The organism is Bradyrhizobium sp. AC87j1 (assembly GCF_002936975.1).
GTDB lineage: Bacteria > Pseudomonadota > Alphaproteobacteria > Rhizobiales > Xanthobacteraceae > Bradyrhizobium > Bradyrhizobium shewense.
In genome coordinates, this window is the sequence record NZ_PTFE01000007.1 from 74156 (window position 1) to 89953 (window position 15798).

The following is a 15798-nucleotide window of genomic DNA, read 5'->3' on the forward strand; positions in this document are numbered from 1 at the left end:
CCCAGCAGCAATGCGCCCATCAATGCGACCAGGATGACGATCTTGAGTTCGATCATGTCGTTACCTCGCAAGGTGGGCCAGATGTCGCGTCACGCCCTCCAGCCATCGTGCTGCCAGTGCGACCAGCGGATTGCCCTGGTTCTGGCTTGAAGAGCGATGGCAGCCATGGCGGCCTCCTCACACATCTGCAGGGTCATGATGTCTGCCGCTGCGGGTTCAGGCGTGGAGATGCCAGACATAGATTGCGGTCCGCAGCGCAATGAGCGCGGTGAGCACGCTGCCCATCGAGAGCAGGGTCAGAGCGCCGAATGCGAGGCGTTTGAGCTGGGCCTTGCGCGTTGCCGATATCTGTAGCGGGCGCTCCGCCCAGGCGAGAGGCCGTTCAAGGCCGTGGGTCAGCATCGACATTGTCGGAAGTCCTTCTCTGTGGCGCGGCGAGTGCCGCCCCAATCCATCCCGTAGGATGATGATCGCGGCATAGGATTGCGAGATGAGCCCCGGCGCCTCCGTATGGGAATGTCATAGTCAGGCGCCGACGCCATCGATCAGTTCCTCGTCTGCGATGGCGGCGAAGGCCCTGGCGATCTCCGCCTGGCCGGCGGGGTTGAGCGGCACGATCGGCAGCCGCGTGTCCGGCCGCATCAAGCCGAGCATGCCGAGGGCGCCCTTGAGGGCCGCCGGGCTCTCCCTGGAGAGGCAGGTGACGAGCGGGATCAGGCGCCTGTGCAGATAGCGTGCGGATTGCAGCCGGCCTTGCCTGACCTGCGAGAAGATCGTGCGGCAGAGATCCGGCGCGATGTTGGCGACCTCGGAGATCGCGCCATCGCCGCCGTCCGCGATGTAGGCGAAGGCGGTAACGTCGTCGCCGGATAGAAAGCGAAAGCCAGCCGGCAGATGCCGGGCGAGGCGCATCGGGCGAGTGATGTCGCTGCCGTCACGCAGGCCCACGAATTGGCGGGACTCGACCAGGCGCAGGAGCGTCTCGTCGGCCAGTGGCCGCAGCGTGCGGGAGGGCACGTCGTGCAGGATCACCGGCAATCCGATCGCGCCGGCGACCGCGCGAAAGTGCGCGAGCGTGCCCTCCCGCATCGGCTTGTTGTAGGCGGGCACGACCGACATGACGGCATCAGCGCCGGCAGCTTCCGCGCGCCGCGCGAGTTCGATGGCGTGGCTGGTCGCATTGGAGATCGCGCCCGCGATGATCCGCACGCGGCCGCGAGCGACGTCGACCGCGGTGCGAATGACGAGCTCCTGCTCGGCCGGCGAGAGCGTCGGTGCCTCGCCGGCCGTCTCGCAGACCACGATGGCTGGAGCGCCGGCCGCGACCTGCCGTTCACACAGCGCGGCGAACGCCTCGAGATCGACCGCGTCCGCCGCATCGAACGGCGTCGGCAGGTCCGGAATGAAGCCTGTGAACCAGGCAGCGGGAGGGATAAACATGGTGCTTCGCCGTAAGGTCGCCGGCTCAGGCGGCGCGGTGCGAGATGTCTGGAGTGGGGCTCCTGGCCATGTCGAGCTCGATCTCGCGCGGCAGCTCGACAATGGTCTCGGGATGCCGTCCGTTCTCGAACAGCGCATATTTGATCGCCTGCGCACGGCTGACGAACAGGCCGCCATAGAGGCCGTGTTGTTCCTGAGCGACCCATTGTCCGCGGCGATTCCTGCCGATGAAGACGATGGTCGAAAGCGAGCTGCACGAGGGAGGTTCGACGAGTTTCACGGATCTATTCCTTCTGAACGATGCCGGCTCGGGACGCGTGTCCCTGCCTGCGCGCTCAATATCCTTAGTGACGAATATGATTTCGAGGGTGGAGCCGCGGCGATCTCATAGGAAGGTCATAAAGCCGGGAACGGCGGTCGCTCAGGCTACATCGTTGACGAGGTGGACCTGCGCGAACAGTGCGAGGTTGCCCTAGCCGAAATTGTCGCAGGCGAGGGGCTCGTAAAGCGGATCCAGCACAGGACGAACGGAAGGAACGCTCGGCCGCGGCACGTCCGCGGCCAATGTCCGGACCTCGATGAAGGCCGACAGCAGAGCCAGCGCGAGGTCGGAATGGCGCGCCTCGACCGCGGCATCCAGCCAGTCCGGCAGCTCTCGCTCGCGCGACAGTGCACAATGCCACTCGCCCTCGTCATAGGCGATGCGGCGGACCTGCCACATCGGCAGCTCGAGCTCGATCAGCGCCAGCGCCGCATCGGCCCAGGCTTCAACGTCGATCAGGCGCATGATGCGTGCGGCGCGTTCGCCTTGGCCGAGCGAGGGGACGCGCCTGCCGGCGTGCGCGATGATGTCGAGCATCAGCGGCCGGGTCATCGCCGGTGCTGCACGAAGCTGCTGGCCGAGGGAAGGTGGGTCGAGGCGTCGGAGAGCGGCGGTCATGTCAGGCCTCCTGGAATTGGCGTCGGTCAGTCGGCCGGCATTGCCAGGATGGCGGCGAGTGCATTTGAAAACGAGATGGGGATCGGGCGAGAGATATAGGGATTTCATAAGTGGGGGGCGGGTGAGAGGCGCAGTCTTGTCGCCCAATTCACGACTGTCGTCCTCGCGAAAGCGGGGACCCATAGCCCCAGGGAGATGTTGTCGTACGAAGCTCGTCACCACGAACCTTCGTCAAACTACTCCCTGTGGTTATCGCGACGAGCGCAAGCGCTCGCGCTGAGGTCCCGGATCTGCGCTTCGCGGGGACGACAGCCGGGGTGCGCGACCATCGCCCAATGGAGCATCGCCCCCGCCTTTATGAGATTCCTATATCTTTGCCATAGCCCTCATCTCGAAAACCTATGAGCGGGGTGGCACTTCAGCACGGTCAAAAGTCCGGGCTGTCGCCCGTGGAAATGCGTTCCATTTCCTTCGCGAGCCGCCGGGTCACCGAGAGAAAGTTGCGCCGGATTTGATGGCGCAATGAGGAGTATCGCCATGATGGACATTCTGATGCTGGCGCTGGGCTTCGGCTTCTTCGCCCTCGCGATCGGCTACACCTACGCCTGCGAACGGCTATGACGGAGCAAACCATGATCTTCGATTATGCGCTCGCCGGTGCCGTCTCGTTCGGTCTGCTGGTCTACCTCACCTATGCACTGCTGCGGCCCGAGCGGTTCTGACCCGTGCTGCTGCTCGTCGAATTGCTGCTGGCGGACGCCGTGCTCGTCGCCTGCCTGCTGACGGTGCTCCTGCTGCTGTTGCGCCGGACACCAAGCCTGAAGGGTTGATTCCATGACTGTGATCGGTTGGCTCCAGATCATTCTGTTTTGCGCCATCATCGTCGCGCTGACCAAGCCGCTCGGCTGGTACATGACGCGGGTGTTCGGCGGCGAGCGGACGTTCCTGTCGCCGGTGCTGCGCCCGATCGAGGCCGGCGTGTACTGGATTTCCGGCGTCGACGAGAAGCGCGAGCAGCATTGGCTGACCTACACGGTCGCCATGTTGCTGTTCCATGTTGGCGGCTTCCTCATCATCTACGGCGTGATGCGGCTTCAGGCCGTATTGCCCTTCAATCCGGCCGGGCAGGGCGCGGTCGCCGAGGATCTCTCCTTCAACACCGCGGTCTCCTTCATCACCAACACCAACTGGCAGAACTACGGCGGCGAGAGCACGCTGTCCTATCTCGTGCAGATGCTAGGCCTGACGCCCCAGAACTTCCTGTCGGCGGCAACCGGCATCGCGCTGGCGATGGCCCTGATCCGCGGCTTCTCGCGCGCCTCGATGCGCACGGTTGGCAATTTCTGGGTCGACGTCACCCGTTGCACGCTCTACGTGCTGCTGCCGATCTGCGTGGTCTACACGCTGTTCCTGGTCTGGCAGGGCATGCCGCAGACGCTCGGCCCGTATATCGAGGCGACCACGCTCGAGGGCGCCAGGCAGACCATTGCGGTCGGCCCGGTCGCTTCCCAGGTGGCGATCAAGATGCTCGGCACCAATGGCGGTGGGTTCTTCAACGCCAACGCGGCGCACCCGTTCGAAAATCCGACTGCGCTGTCGAATTTCGTGCAGATGCTTTCGATCTTCGCACTTGGCGCCGCGATGACCAACGTGTTCGGCCGTATGGTCGGCAACCAGCGCCAGGGCTGGGCGATCCTGTCCGTGATGGGCGTGCTGTTCGTCGCAGGCGTCGCCATCACCTATTGGGCGGAAGCGAACGGAACCTCGATGCTCCATGCGCTGGGCCTGACCGGCGGCAACATGGAGGGCAAGGAGGTCCGCTTCGGCATCGTGGCGTCCTCGCTGTTCGCCGTCGTCACCACGGCTGCCTCGTGCGGTGCCGTCAACGCCATGCATGACAGCTTCACCGCGCTCGGCGGCATGATCCCGCTGATCAACATCGAGCTCGGCGAAATCATCGTCGGCGGCGTCGGCGCCGGCATGTACGGCATGCTGCTGTTCGTCATCCTAGCGATCTTCGTCGCCGGACTGATGGTCGGCCGCACCCCGGAATATGTCGGCAAGAAGATCGAGGCGCGCGAGGTCAAGATGGCGATGCTGGCCATCCTGGTGCTGCCGCTGATGATTCTCGGCTGGACCGCCGTCGGCGTGGTCTATCCTGCGGCCGTCGCCTCGATGGCGAATGCCGGACCGCACGGCTTCACCGAAGTGCTCTACGCCTTCACCTCTGCGACCGGCAACAACGGCTCGGCCTTCGCAGGCCTCACCGGCAACACCTTCTTCTACAACCTGACGCTCGCAAGCGCGATGTTCGTCGGCCGCTTCTTCATGATCGTCCCGGCCATGGCCATCGCGGGATCGCTCGCGGAGAAGAAGTCGATCCCGCCGTCCACGGGCACGTTCCCGACCACGGGGGGGCTGTTCGTCGGCCTCGTCGTCGGCGTCATCCTGATCATGGGCGGCCTGACCTTCTTCCCGGCGCTCGCGCTCGGCCCGATCGTCGAACATCTGGCGATGAACGCCGGCAACCTCTTCTGATTGTCTGGAGTGACCTCCATGGATACGATGAAACTGCAAAAACGTGCTGCCGTCTCGGCAATGCTCGACCCAGGGATCGTGATGCCCGCGATCCGCGCCTCCTTCACCAAGCTCGATCCGCGGCTGATGGTGAAGAACCCCGTGATGTTCGTGGTCGAGGTCGTGGCCGCGCTGACGACGGTGATCTTCCTGCGCGACGTCGTCACCGGCGGCGCAGGCCTCGGCTTCACCTTCCAGATCATCGTCTGGCTCTGGTTCACGGTGCTGTTTGCCAATTTCGCCGAAGCGGTGGCCGAAGGCCGCGGCAAGGCGCAGGCAGAATCGCTGCGCAAGACCCGCACCGAGAGCCAGGCCAAGCTCCTGACCGGCGCGGGCCGGGCCTTCAAGATGGTGCCGGGCACGAGCCTGAAGGTCGGCGACATCGTGCTGGTCGAGGCCGGCGACACCATTCCGTCCGACGGCGAGGTGATCGAGGGCGTCGCCTCCGTCAACGAGGCCGCCATCACCGGTGAGTCCGCGCCTGTCATCCGCGAATCCGGCGGCGACCGGTCGGCGGTAACAGGCGGCACGCAGGTGCTGTCCGACTGGATCCGCGTCCGCATCACCGCCGCCCAGGGCTCGACCTTCATCGATCGCATGATCAAGCTGGTCGAAGGCGCTGAGCGGCAGAAGACGCCGAATGAGATCGCGCTCAATATCCTGCTCGCCGGTCTCACCATCATCTTCGTGTTCGCAACCGTCACCATTCCGAGCTATGCGGCCTATGCCGGCGGCTCGATCTCGGTGATCGTGCTGGTCGCACTGTTCGTGACGCTGATCCCGACCACGATCGGCGCGCTGTTGTCGGCGATCGGCATTGCCGGCATGGACCGCCTGGTGCGCTTCAACGTGCTGGCAATGTCTGGCCGCGCCGTCGAGGCCGCCGGCGACGTCGACACGCTGCTGCTGGACAAGACCGGCACCATCACTCTCGGCAACCGGCAGGCGACCGCGTTCCGCCCGGTGCGCGGCGTGTCCGAGCAGGAGCTCGCCGACGCAGCCCAGCTCGCCTCGCTCGCCGACGAGACGCCCGAGGGCCGTTCCATCGTGGTGCTGGCAAAGGAGAAATACGGCATCCGTGGCCGCGACATGGCGGAGCTTGGCGCCACCTTCATCCCGTTCACGGCGCAGACCCGCATGAGCGGCGTCGATGCCGGTGGCTCGTCGGTGCGCAAGGGCGCGGTCGATGCCATGCTGAATTATGTCGGTGGCGGTGCGCCGTTGGCCGTTGCCTCCGGCAACACCGCGCGTGCCATTCAGCCCGCCGGGCTCTCGGACCTCGCTCGCGAGATCCAGGCCATTGCCGACGATATCTCGAAGGCCGGCGGCACGCCGCTGGCGGTCGCGAAGGATGGCAAGCTGCTCGGTGTCATCCAGCTCAAGGACATCGTCAAGGGCGGTATCCGCGAGCGTTTTGCCGAGCTGCGCCGCATGGGCATTCGCACCATCATGATCACCGGCGATAACCCGATGACGGCGGCTGCCATCGCAGCGGAGGCAGGGGTCGACGACTTCCTGGCGCAAGCCACCCCCGAAGACAAGCTCAAGCTGATCCGCGACGAGCAGGCCAAGGGCAAGCTGGTTGCGATGTGCGGCGACGGCACCAACGATGCGCCGGCGCTGGCACAGGCGGACGTCGGTGTCGCCATGAACACCGGCACGCAAGCCGCCCGCGAAGCCGGCAACATGGTCGACCTCGATTCCAACCCGACCAAGCTGATCGAGGTGGTCGAGATCGGCAAGCAGCTCCTGATGACGCGCGGTGCGCTGACGACGTTCTCGATCGCCAACGACGTCGCCAAGTACTTTGCGATCATCCCGGCAATGTTTTTGGCATTCTATCCCCAGCTCAATGTGCTCAACGTCATGAACCTGTCGAGCCCGCAGAGCGCCATCCTGTCGGCGATCATCTTCAACGCATTGATCATCATCGCGCTGATTCCGCTGGCGCTGAAGGGCGTCGCCTATCGCGCGGTCGGTGCCGGTGCGCTGCTCCGGCGCAATCTGTTGATCTACGGCCTTGGCGGCATCGTCATTCCCTTCATCGGTATCAAGGCGATCGACCTCGTTGTGACCGCCTTGCACCTGGCTTGAACCGTCGGCGCGCGGCGCAAGGCACCGCGCGCAACGACGAAGACTTAGGAGACCAACATGCTCAGAGAAATCCGCCCCGCCATCGTCCTCTTGCTGGTGCTCACCGCCATCACCGGCCTTGCCTATCCGCTGGCGATGACGGCCATCGCCGGCGCGCTCTTCCCGGCGCAGGCCCAAGGCAGCCTGATCGAGAAGGACGGCAAGGTGATCGGCTCCGCCCTGATCGGGCAGGAGTTCAGGGACGACAAATACTTCCACGGCCGTCCCTCGGCGACGGTTGCGCCGGACCCCAATGATTCGACCAAGACGGTGCCCGCGCCCTACAATGCCGCCAATTCCGGTGGCTCCAATCTCGGCCCGACCAGCAAGGCGCTGGCCGACCGGCTCAGGGAAGTTGTAGACAAGCTCAAGGCTGAGAATCCGAACGCTGCCGTGCCGGTCGACCTGGTGACGACGTCGGCCAGCGGCCTCGATCCTGATATCTCGCCGGAAGCGGCGCAATTCCAGGTGCCGCGCGTGGCCAAGGCGCGGAATATGCCGGAGGATCAGGTCAAGCAGATCGTGACCGCCAACACCGAAGGCCCCTTGCTCGGCCTGATTGGCGAACCCAGGGTTAACGTTCTGGCACTGAATCTCTTGCTGGATCGCGCCGCCGCCAGGTAGCGGTCTAGGCTCGCGTCAGGCAGATGATTATATTGGCAAAATGGTCCGAGAGCGCCGCGATCCCGAACAACGTCCGTCGCCCGAGGCGCTGCTGGAAGCAGCGCGGCGGGAAGGGAGCGCGAGCGGCAAGCTGAAGATCTTCGTCGGCGCCGCTCCCGGCGTCGGCAAGACCTATGAGATGCTGCAAAGCGCCCACGCCAAGCGCAAGTCCGGCATCGACGTCGTGGTCGGCTTCGTCGAGACCCACGGCCGCGCCGAGACCGAGGCGCTGGTGCGCGGGCTCGAGATGGTCCCGCGAAAGCGGCTGGACTATCGCGGGCAGATCGTCGAGGAGATGGACCTCGATGCGGTGATCGCGCGTCGGCCGCAGATCGCTTTGGTCGACGAGCTCGCCCACACCAACGCGGCCGGCAGTCGCCATCCCAAGCGCTATCTCGACGTCGAGGAGTTGCTGTCCCACGGCATCGACGTCTACACCGCCGTCAACATCCAGCACATCGAGAGCCTGAACGACGTCGTCGCCCAGATCACCCATGTCAGGGTGCGCGAGACCGTGCCGGATTCGGTGTTCGATCGCGCCGACGCGATCGAACTGATCGACCTCACGCCCGACGATTTGATCCAGCGCCTGAAGGAGGGCAAGGTTTATGTGCCCAAGCAGGCCGAGCGGGCGCTGGAGCATTATTTCTCGCCGGGGAACCTGACGGCGTTGCGCGAGCTCGCTTTGCGCCGCACCGCGGAGCGGGTCGACGAGCAGCTCCTCAACCACATGCAGGCCAATGCGATTCCCGGGCCCTGGGCTGCGGGCGAGCGCATCCTCGTCTGCGTCAGCGAGGATCCGCGCGCGGCCGGTCTCGTCCGCTACACCAAGCGGCTGGCGGACCGGCTGCATGCGCCATTCACCGCGGTTTCGATCGAGACGCGGCGATCGCTGCAATTGTCCGACGAGCAGCGCGACCGGCTGGCCGATACGCTGCGGCTCGCGGAATCGCTCGGCGGCGAGGCGTTGACCATTCCCGCGGTCGGTCGCCGCATCGCCGACGACGTCGTCAACTTCGCGCAAGGCAACAACGTCACCCAGATCGTGATCGGCAAGTCGACCCGCTCGCGCTGGTTCGAGATGACACGCGGCTCCGTCGTGCACGATTTGGTGCGCCGCGCCGGCAACATCACGGTTCATGTCATCGCCGGCGACGAGCTGCCGGGCGAAGCGGCGCCCAAGACGGCGGTGCAGACCGCCGTGCGGTCCGAGCCGTTCAATCCGTTGCCATATCTGAAGGCTCTCGGCATCGTGCTGATCGGCCTTGGCGCCGCCGAACTGATTCAGCCGCGGTTCGGCATCGAGAACGTCGACCTCGTGCTGCTGACGGCGGTGGTGGCGGTCGCGGTCCGCTACGGACTATGGCCGTCGCTGCTGGCGACTGTCGCAGCCTCGCTCTGTTACAATTTCTTCTTCCTGCCGCCGATCCACACCTTCACGATCACCGACCCGACCAACGTCGCCGCCTTCGTGCTGTTCATGGTGGTGGCGATGATCGTCGCCAATGTCGCGGCGCGCGTGCGCACCCAGGCCGATGCCGCCATCGGCCGGATCAGGATGAACGAGCAGCTCTACGCTTTCAGCCGCAAGCTCGCCGGCACCGCGACGCTCGACGACGTGCTGTGGGCGACGGCCTACCAGATCGCGTTGATGCTGAAAGTCCGGGTGGTGTTGCTGCTGCCGGAAGAAGGCCTGCTCACGGTGAAATCCGGCTATCCGCCCGAGGACGAGCTCGATCAGGCCGATCTTGCCGCCGCCAACTGGGCCTGGAGCAACGACCGCCCCGCCGGCCGCGGCTCGGATACGCTGCCGGGTGCAAAACGGCTGTTCCTGCCGATGCGCACCGGGCGCGGCCCGATCGGCGTCATCGGCATCGACGATGACCGCACCGGTCCGCTGCTGACACCGGACCAGCGCCGCCTGCTCGACGCGCTGGTCGATCAGGGCGCGCTGGCGATCGAGCGCGTGCTGCTGGTCGAGGACATGGACCGTGTCAAGCGCACCGTCGAGTCCGAGCGGCTGCGCTCGGCGCTGTTGACCTCGATCTCGCACGATTTGAAGACGCCGCTCGCCTCGGTGCTGGGGGCGGCCTCGACCATGCGCGATCTCGCCAGCGCCCTCTCCGACACCGAGAAGCGCGACCTGCTCGCGACCGTGATCGACGAATCCGAGCGGCTGAACCGCTTCATCGCCAATCTGCTCGACATGACCAAGCTCGAATCGGGTGCCGTCGTACCCAACGCGGCGCTACACGACCTCAGTGAGATCGTGGGCAGCGCGCTGCGGCGCGCAGCCAAGATTCTCACCGCGCACGAGGTCGATCTCGTGCTGGCCGCCGATCTGCCGATGCTGCAGCTCGATGCGGTGCTGTTCGAGCAGGTGCTGTTCAACCTGCTCGACAACGCCGCCAAATATTCGCCGCCCGAGACCACCATCTCGATCCGCAGCCGGCGCGACAGCGATCATGTCGTGCTCGAGATCGCGGACGAGGGGGGCGGCATCCCGCCTGATGAGCTCGAGAGCGTGTTCGACAAGTTCTACCGCGTGCAGAAAGGCGATCATGTCCGACCCGGCACCGGGCTCGGGCTCGCCATCTCGCGCGGCTTCGTCGAGGCAATGCGCGGCACGATCTCGGCCGCCAACCGCAGCGACCGCAGTGGCGCTGTCCTCACCATCCGTCTTCCCGTTCCGGCAGAGAGCCGCGCATTGGATACCGCCGCATGAGCGCTGCCCCGATCAAGGTCCTGGTCATCGACGACGAGCCGCCGATCCGCAAATTGCTGCGGATGGGGCTGACGACGCAAGGCTATGAGATCCTGGAAGCGTCGAACGGCAAGATCGCACTGGAGAAGCTCGTTGAGGAGCCGGCGCTGATCATCCTCGATCTCGGCCTGCCCGACGTGCAGGGGCACGAATTGCTGCGCACCATCCGTGCCCGCAACGAAGGCGTGCCGATCGTGGTGCTGTCGAGCCGCGGCGACGAAGCCGGCAAGGTACAGGCGCTCGATCTCGGCGCCGACGATTATCTCACCAAGCCGTTCGGCATGGACGAGCTCCTGGCACGCCTGCGCGCTGCGCTGCGGCATCAGCTCCAGGTCCAGGGCGAGCGCCCGGTGTTCCGCGCCGGCGATCTCTCGGTCGATCTCGTCCGCCGCATCGTCAAGGTCGGCGAACGTGATGTGAAGCTGTCGCCGAAAGAATACGACCTTCTGCGCGTCCTGGTGCAGCACGCCGGCAAGGTGCTCACCCACCGCTTCCTGCTGAGGGAGCTCTGGGACGAATTGACCGATGCGCAATATTTGCGAGTCTATGTCCGCCAGCTCCGCCAGAAGATCGAAGCCGATCCGGAACGGCCGCAATATGTGCTGACCGAGACGGGGATCGGGTATCGGTTGAAGGCGGGGGATTAGCTGTCGATCCTCATCCTGAGGAGCTGTAGGGTGGGCAAAGCGAAGCGTGCCCACGATCTTTCGCGATCATGGAAAGTTGGTGGGCACGGCGCGTTGCGCCTTTGCCCACCCTACGATATCGAGTGCTGCGCAAGCAGTTAACCCGCCTTCCGATGTCGCGCCGTCGAACGATGCGCCTTCTTCGCAGGCCGTTGCCGCCCCGTGGCACGGCGGGCATGCGACTTCGCAGCCGTCTTTTTCCCGCCACGTCCTTTCAGGCTCTGCTTCAGCGCGTCCATCAGGCTGACGACGTTGCTGGGGCGCTCCTCGGGTTCCGGCAGCTCGATCTTCTTGCCGCTGGCCTTGCGTTTCACCAGCGCCTTCAGCGCGTTCTCGTACTCGTCCTTGAACTTGCCGGGGTCGAAATGGGCGGCCTTGGTCTGGAGGATGTGGCCGGCGAGCTCGACCATGTCCTTGGTGATCTTCGGGCTCTTGATGTCGTCGAAGAACTGGTCCTCGTCGCGCAGCTCGTAAGGAAAGCGCAGCGTGGTGCCGAGCAGGCCCTTGCCGAGCGGCTCGATCGCCATGATGTGCTCGCGGTTGGTGAGCACGATCTTGGCGAGCGCCACACGCTCCTGGTCCTTCATGGCGTCGCGGATCACCGCGAACGCGTCGACCGCGGCCTTGCCGTCGGGTGCCAGGTAATAGGGATGGTTGAGGTAACGCTGGTCGATCTCCTCGCTCGGCACGAAGCTCTCGATGTCGATGGTATGGTTGCTCTCGATCTGGACCGCCTCGAGCTCCTCCGGCTCGATCTCGACATATTTGCCCTTGCGCAGCTCGTAGCCGCGGCCCTTCTGGTCGCTCTCGACGACATCGCCGGTCTCGGCATCGATCATCTGCTGCTTGAGCCGGTTGCCGGTCTCGCGGTTGATCAGGTGAAACCGCGTCTTCTCGGCCGCCGTGGTCGCCGGATAAAGCACGACCGGGCAGCTGACCAGCGAGAGCTTCAACGTTCCCTTCCAATAGGCGCGCGGGGCCATTCCATTCTCCAGCGTTTTCAAGGCGTTTTGGAACCCCAACCGCCCCGCGGGGTTTTGGTTCCGGATGGGACTTTGGCCGTGATAGGCTTGAATCCCCGAAAGAGAAGCGGGACCGGTCGTGCTGCAAAAACTCTCCACCTATCGACAGAAACGTGATTTCGAGAAAACGCCGGAGCCGTCGGGCAAGACCGTGGTGACGCCGTCGAAGCAGCGGCGCTTTGTGATCCAGAAGCACGATGCAAGCCGGCTGCATTACGATTTGCGGCTCGAATTCGACGGCGTGTTCAAGTCCTGGGCGGTGACCAAGGGTCCCTCGCTCGATCCGCACGACAAGCGGCTGGCGGTCGAGGTGGAAGACCATCCGCTCGACTATGGCGATTTCGAAGGCACGATTCCGGAGGGGCAGTACGGCGGCGGCACGGTGATGCTGTGGGATCGCGGCACCTGGGAGTCGGAAGATCCCGAGCGCGGCTTCAAGAAGGGCGATCTGAAATTCACCCTGCATGGGGACAAGTTGCACGGAAGCTGGGTCCTGGTCCGCATGCGCAACGACCGTACCGGCGGCAAGCGCACCAACTGGCTCTTGATCAAGCATCGCGACGAATTTGTCCGCGAAGGGGCCAGGAACGACATTCTCGATGAGGACAAATCCGTCGCCTCCGGCCGTGCGATGGAGCAGATCGCCGAGGGCAAGGGGCGCGCGCCAAAACCGTTCATGCTGGCCAAGGGTGCCAAGACCAAGGCCGACGCGGTCTGGCAATCCAACCGGGCCGAGGAAGCGAAAGGCCAGACGGTCAAGCCGGCGCCGCGCACGGCGTTGAAGGGCGGCAAGATCTCTAAGAGCGGGGCGGCGAAGAAGAAGGCCACAACTGCCACCAGTGGCAAGAAGGTCACCGAGATACCGGATTTCGTGCCGCCGCAGCTCTGCACGTCGGTCGAGCGGCCGCCGGGCGGCGAGGGCTGGTGCCACGAGATCAAATTCGACGGCTACCGCGTGCAGCTCCGGGTCGAGGACGGCAAGGCGACGCTGAAGACGCGCAAGGGCCTCGACTGGACCGACAGGTTTGCGTCGATCGCGAAGGAAGCCGGGGCGCTGCCGGACGTGATGATCGACGGGGAGATCGTGGCGCTCGATCACGACGGTGCGCCGAATTTCTCCTCGCTTCAGGCCGCGCTGTCGGACGGCAAGACCGAAGAGCTGATCTTCTTTGCCTTTGACCTCCTGTTCGCGGAGGATCTCGATTTTCGGCGTCTGCCGCTCGGCGAGCGCAAGGCGCGGCTGAAGCAGCTGCTGGGAGCGCGCAAGCGGAAATCGGCTCAGATCCGCTATGTCGAGCATTTCGAGAGCGGCGGCGATGCGGTGCTGCAATCGGCCTGCAAGCTCGAGCTGGAGGGCGTGGTGTCGAAGAAGCTGGACGCGCCCTATCGCTCCGGCCGCACCGAGAGCTGGACCAAGGCGAAGTGCCGCGCCGGCCATGAGGTGGTGATCGGCGGCTACAAGACCACCAACGGCAAATTCCGCTCGCTGATGGCCGGCGTGCATCGCGGCGATCATCTCGTCTTCGTCGGCATGGTCGGCACCGGCTTCGGCGCCGACACGGTCAAGCGCATCATGCCGTCCCTGAAGGCCATGGAGGCCAAGGAGAGCCCCTTCGGCGGCAAGAACGCGCCGAAGAAGAGCCGCGAGGTTCACTGGTTGAAGCCGGAACTCGTGGCCGAGATCGAGTTCGCCGGCTTCACCGCCGACGGCAATATCCGCCAGGCCGCGTTCAAGGGCTTGCGGCAGGACAAGCCCGCCGAGGAAATCGAGGCGGAGACGCCCGTCGACACCGAGCTCGCCGAGCCCACGCCCAGCAAGCGCGCGGCGAAGACAGCCAAGCGATCGAAGGACACCGGCACCGCCGAGGTGATGGGCGTCGTCATCTCCAAGCCGGACAAGAAGCTGTGGCCCGACGGCGGTGACGGCGAGGGCGCAACGAAGCTCGATCTCGCGCGCTACTTCGAGGCGGTCGGCGACTGGATGATCGAACATCTGAAAGGGCGCCCGTGCTCGATCGTGCGTGCGCCCGACGGCATCGGCGGCGAGACGTTCTTCCAGCGTCATGCGATGCAGGGCACCTCGAATTTGCTCGAACTGGCCAAGGTCTCAGGCGATCGCAAACCGTATTTGCAGATCGATCGCGTCGAAGGGCTGGCCGCCGTCGCGCAGATCGGCGGTGTCGAGTTGCATCCCTGGAATTGCGCACCTGATGCCTATGATACGCCGGGCCGGCTGGTGTTCGATCTCGATCCGGCGCCGGATGTGGAGTTCGCCGGTGTCGTCGAGGCCGCCAAGGAGATGCGGCAGCGGCTGGCCGACGTCGGTATGGAGAGCTTCTGCAAAACCACGGGCGGCAAGGGCCTGCATGTGGTGGTGCCGCTGCTTCACGGCGCGCGCGACAAGGTGAGCTGGAAGGAAGCCAAGGCCTTCGCGCAAGGCGTCTGCCAGTGGATGGCCGACGACGATCCAGAGCGCTATCTGCTCAACATGTCGAAGAAGCTGCGCAAGGGGAAGATCTTCCTCGATTATCTGCGCAACGACCGGATGTCGACGGCGGTGGCCCCGTTGTCGCCGCGGGCGCGGGCCGGTGCCACGGTCTCGATGCCCGTCACCTGGGCGCAGGTGAAGAGCGATCTCGATCCCAAGCGTTATACGCTGCGGACCGTGCCGGGCCTGCTGCCGCGGTCAAAGGCGTGGGAGGACTATGACGATGCGGCCGCGTCGATCAAGGCGGCCATGAAGAAGCTTGCGGGGAAGAAGAAGTAGGTCGCGCTCCGGGCACCGCGCCCGTAGGGTGGGCAAAGCGAAGCGTGCCCACGTTTTTTTCGTTGTAACGAATCTTTTTCATTACGACGAATAGGTGGGCACGGCGCAAGAGCGCCTTTGCCCACCCTACGAGTCCTCTTCCTAGATCCGTCCCAGCAGCAGCAGGATCAACAGGATGACGATGACCAGTCCGAGGCCGCCGCCGCCGTAATAGCCGGTGCCGTAGAACGGGCCGCCGCCGATGCCGCTGAAGCCGCCAAGCAGGGCGATGACCAGAATGATCAGAATGATCGTACCGATTGACATGCGAATCTCCTCAGCCCTTCAATGAAAGGGTCGTTTGCACCTGTCCCCTTGTGCGAGGGCAACTTGCCGCAGGTTTTTAAGTTCCGGTTTTGAAACAGGGCTACAGGTCCAAGTTGCATGGAACCTTTGCCGCTTCGTCCGGCATGACTATGTGAGGATCGATCATCACGGGGCAAGGCCATGTCAGCACCGCTTGTCGTTTCAATTCCGCATCATCTCGGCCGCGAGGAGGCGGTCCGCCGGCTCAAGACCGGGCTCGGCCGGGCGGCAGCCAGCATTCCCGTGATGCAGGTCGAGGAGGAGCGCTGGACCGGCGACAGCATGGCGTTTCGCATTCGCGCGCTCGGGCAGATCGCGACGGGTCAGGTCGACGTCGCCGAAGACCATGTCAAGGTCCAGGTGGTGCTGCCTTGGCTGCTGCAGCGCTTTGCCGAGATGGCGCAGGCCACGATCAGGAAGCGCGGGCAGTTGCTGCTGACCAAGGACGACGGAAAGTAGCT

The 15798-nt window shown here is 64.8% G+C and carries 14 protein-coding genes; 8 read left to right on the forward strand and 6 right to left on the reverse strand.

What is annotated here, in order from left to right; translation table 11 throughout:
- Nucleotides 1–216: 216 nt before the first annotated feature.
- From CV770_RS06710 to CV770_RS06725, 4 genes are all read right to left on the reverse strand, one after another.
- Entirely contained in the window at nt 217–408 is a 192-nt protein-coding gene (locus CV770_RS06710) for a hypothetical protein (RefSeq protein WP_104461743.1), read from the reverse strand.
- Nucleotides 409–525: 117 nt separating this feature from the next.
- Nucleotides 526–1440, reverse strand: coding sequence for a 4-hydroxy-tetrahydrodipicolinate synthase (gene dapA, locus CV770_RS06715; RefSeq protein ID WP_104461744.1), 915 nt, complete (start codon nt 1438–1440; stop codon nt 526–528).
- Between the two features lie 25 nt (nt 1441–1465).
- Nucleotides 1466–1720 carry a hypothetical protein gene (locus CV770_RS06720; protein WP_165637525.1) on the reverse strand — a complete coding sequence of 85 codons (255 nt, stop codon included), beginning with the start codon at nt 1718–1720 and terminating at the stop codon, nt 1466–1468.
- A 192-nt stretch (nt 1721–1912) separates the two neighbouring features.
- Nucleotides 1913–2380 (reverse strand): hypothetical protein, encoded by a 468-nt coding sequence (locus tag CV770_RS06725; RefSeq protein WP_201759725.1) that lies wholly within the window; start codon nt 2378–2380, stop codon nt 1913–1915.
- Between the two features lie 632 nt (nt 2381–3012).
- Between CV770_RS06725 and CV770_RS06730 the strand changes: the two genes are divergently transcribed.
- From CV770_RS06730 to CV770_RS06755, 6 genes are all read left to right on the forward strand, one after another.
- On the forward strand, nt 3013–3102 hold the full coding sequence (locus CV770_RS06730; protein ID WP_018641117.1) for a K(+)-transporting ATPase subunit F: 90 nt from the start codon (nt 3013–3015) through the stop codon (nt 3100–3102).
- A gap of 112 nt (nt 3103–3214) precedes the next feature.
- Nucleotides 3215–4918 (forward strand): potassium-transporting ATPase subunit KdpA, encoded by a 1704-nt coding sequence (kdpA, locus tag CV770_RS06735; protein ID WP_104461746.1) that lies wholly within the window; start codon nt 3215–3217, stop codon nt 4916–4918.
- 18 nt (nt 4919–4936) lie between these two features.
- Nucleotides 4937–7051 (forward strand): potassium-transporting ATPase subunit KdpB, encoded by a 2115-nt coding sequence (kdpB, locus tag CV770_RS06740; protein WP_104461747.1) that lies wholly within the window; start codon nt 4937–4939, stop codon nt 7049–7051.
- Between the two features lie 57 nt (nt 7052–7108).
- Nucleotides 7109–7714 carry a K(+)-transporting ATPase subunit C gene (locus CV770_RS06745; RefSeq protein ID WP_104461748.1) on the forward strand — a complete coding sequence of 202 codons (606 nt, stop codon included), beginning with the start codon at nt 7109–7111 and terminating at the stop codon, nt 7712–7714.
- 40 nt (nt 7715–7754) lie between these two features.
- On the forward strand, nt 7755–10478 hold the full coding sequence (locus CV770_RS06750; protein WP_104461749.1) for a DUF4118 domain-containing protein: 2724 nt from the start codon (nt 7755–7757) through the stop codon (nt 10476–10478).
- Nucleotides 10475–11164 (forward strand): response regulator, encoded by a 690-nt coding sequence (locus tag CV770_RS06755; RefSeq protein ID WP_104461750.1) that lies wholly within the window; start codon nt 10475–10477, stop codon nt 11162–11164. Before CV770_RS06750 ends, CV770_RS06755 begins: the two co-directional genes overlap by 4 nt.
- A 137-nt stretch (nt 11165–11301) precedes the next feature.
- Here the strand turns inward: CV770_RS06755 and ku are convergent, their stop codons facing one another.
- Nucleotides 11302–12186, reverse strand: a complete 885-nt coding sequence (gene ku / locus CV770_RS06760; protein WP_104461751.1) for a non-homologous end joining protein Ku — start codon at nt 12184–12186, stop codon at nt 11302–11304.
- 118 nt (nt 12187–12304) lie between these two features.
- Between ku and ligD the strand changes: the two genes are divergently transcribed.
- A complete protein-coding gene (gene ligD / locus CV770_RS06765; protein ID WP_104461752.1) occupies nt 12305–14992 on the forward strand; it encodes a DNA ligase D in 2688 nt (895 codons plus the stop codon).
- A gap of 141 nt (nt 14993–15133) precedes the next feature.
- On the opposite strand, the gene CV770_RS06770 is transcribed toward ligD, so the two are convergent.
- On the reverse strand, nt 15134–15298 hold the full coding sequence (locus tag CV770_RS06770) for a DUF3309 family protein (RefSeq protein WP_007595743.1): 165 nt from the start codon (nt 15296–15298) through the stop codon (nt 15134–15136).
- Between the two features lie 180 nt (nt 15299–15478).
- Between CV770_RS06770 and CV770_RS06775 the strand changes: the two genes are divergently transcribed.
- Nucleotides 15479–15796, forward strand: coding sequence for a polyhydroxyalkanoic acid system family protein (locus tag CV770_RS06775; protein WP_028145680.1), 318 nt, complete (start codon nt 15479–15481; stop codon nt 15794–15796).
- The last annotated feature ends 2 nt before the right edge of the window (nt 15797–15798 follow it).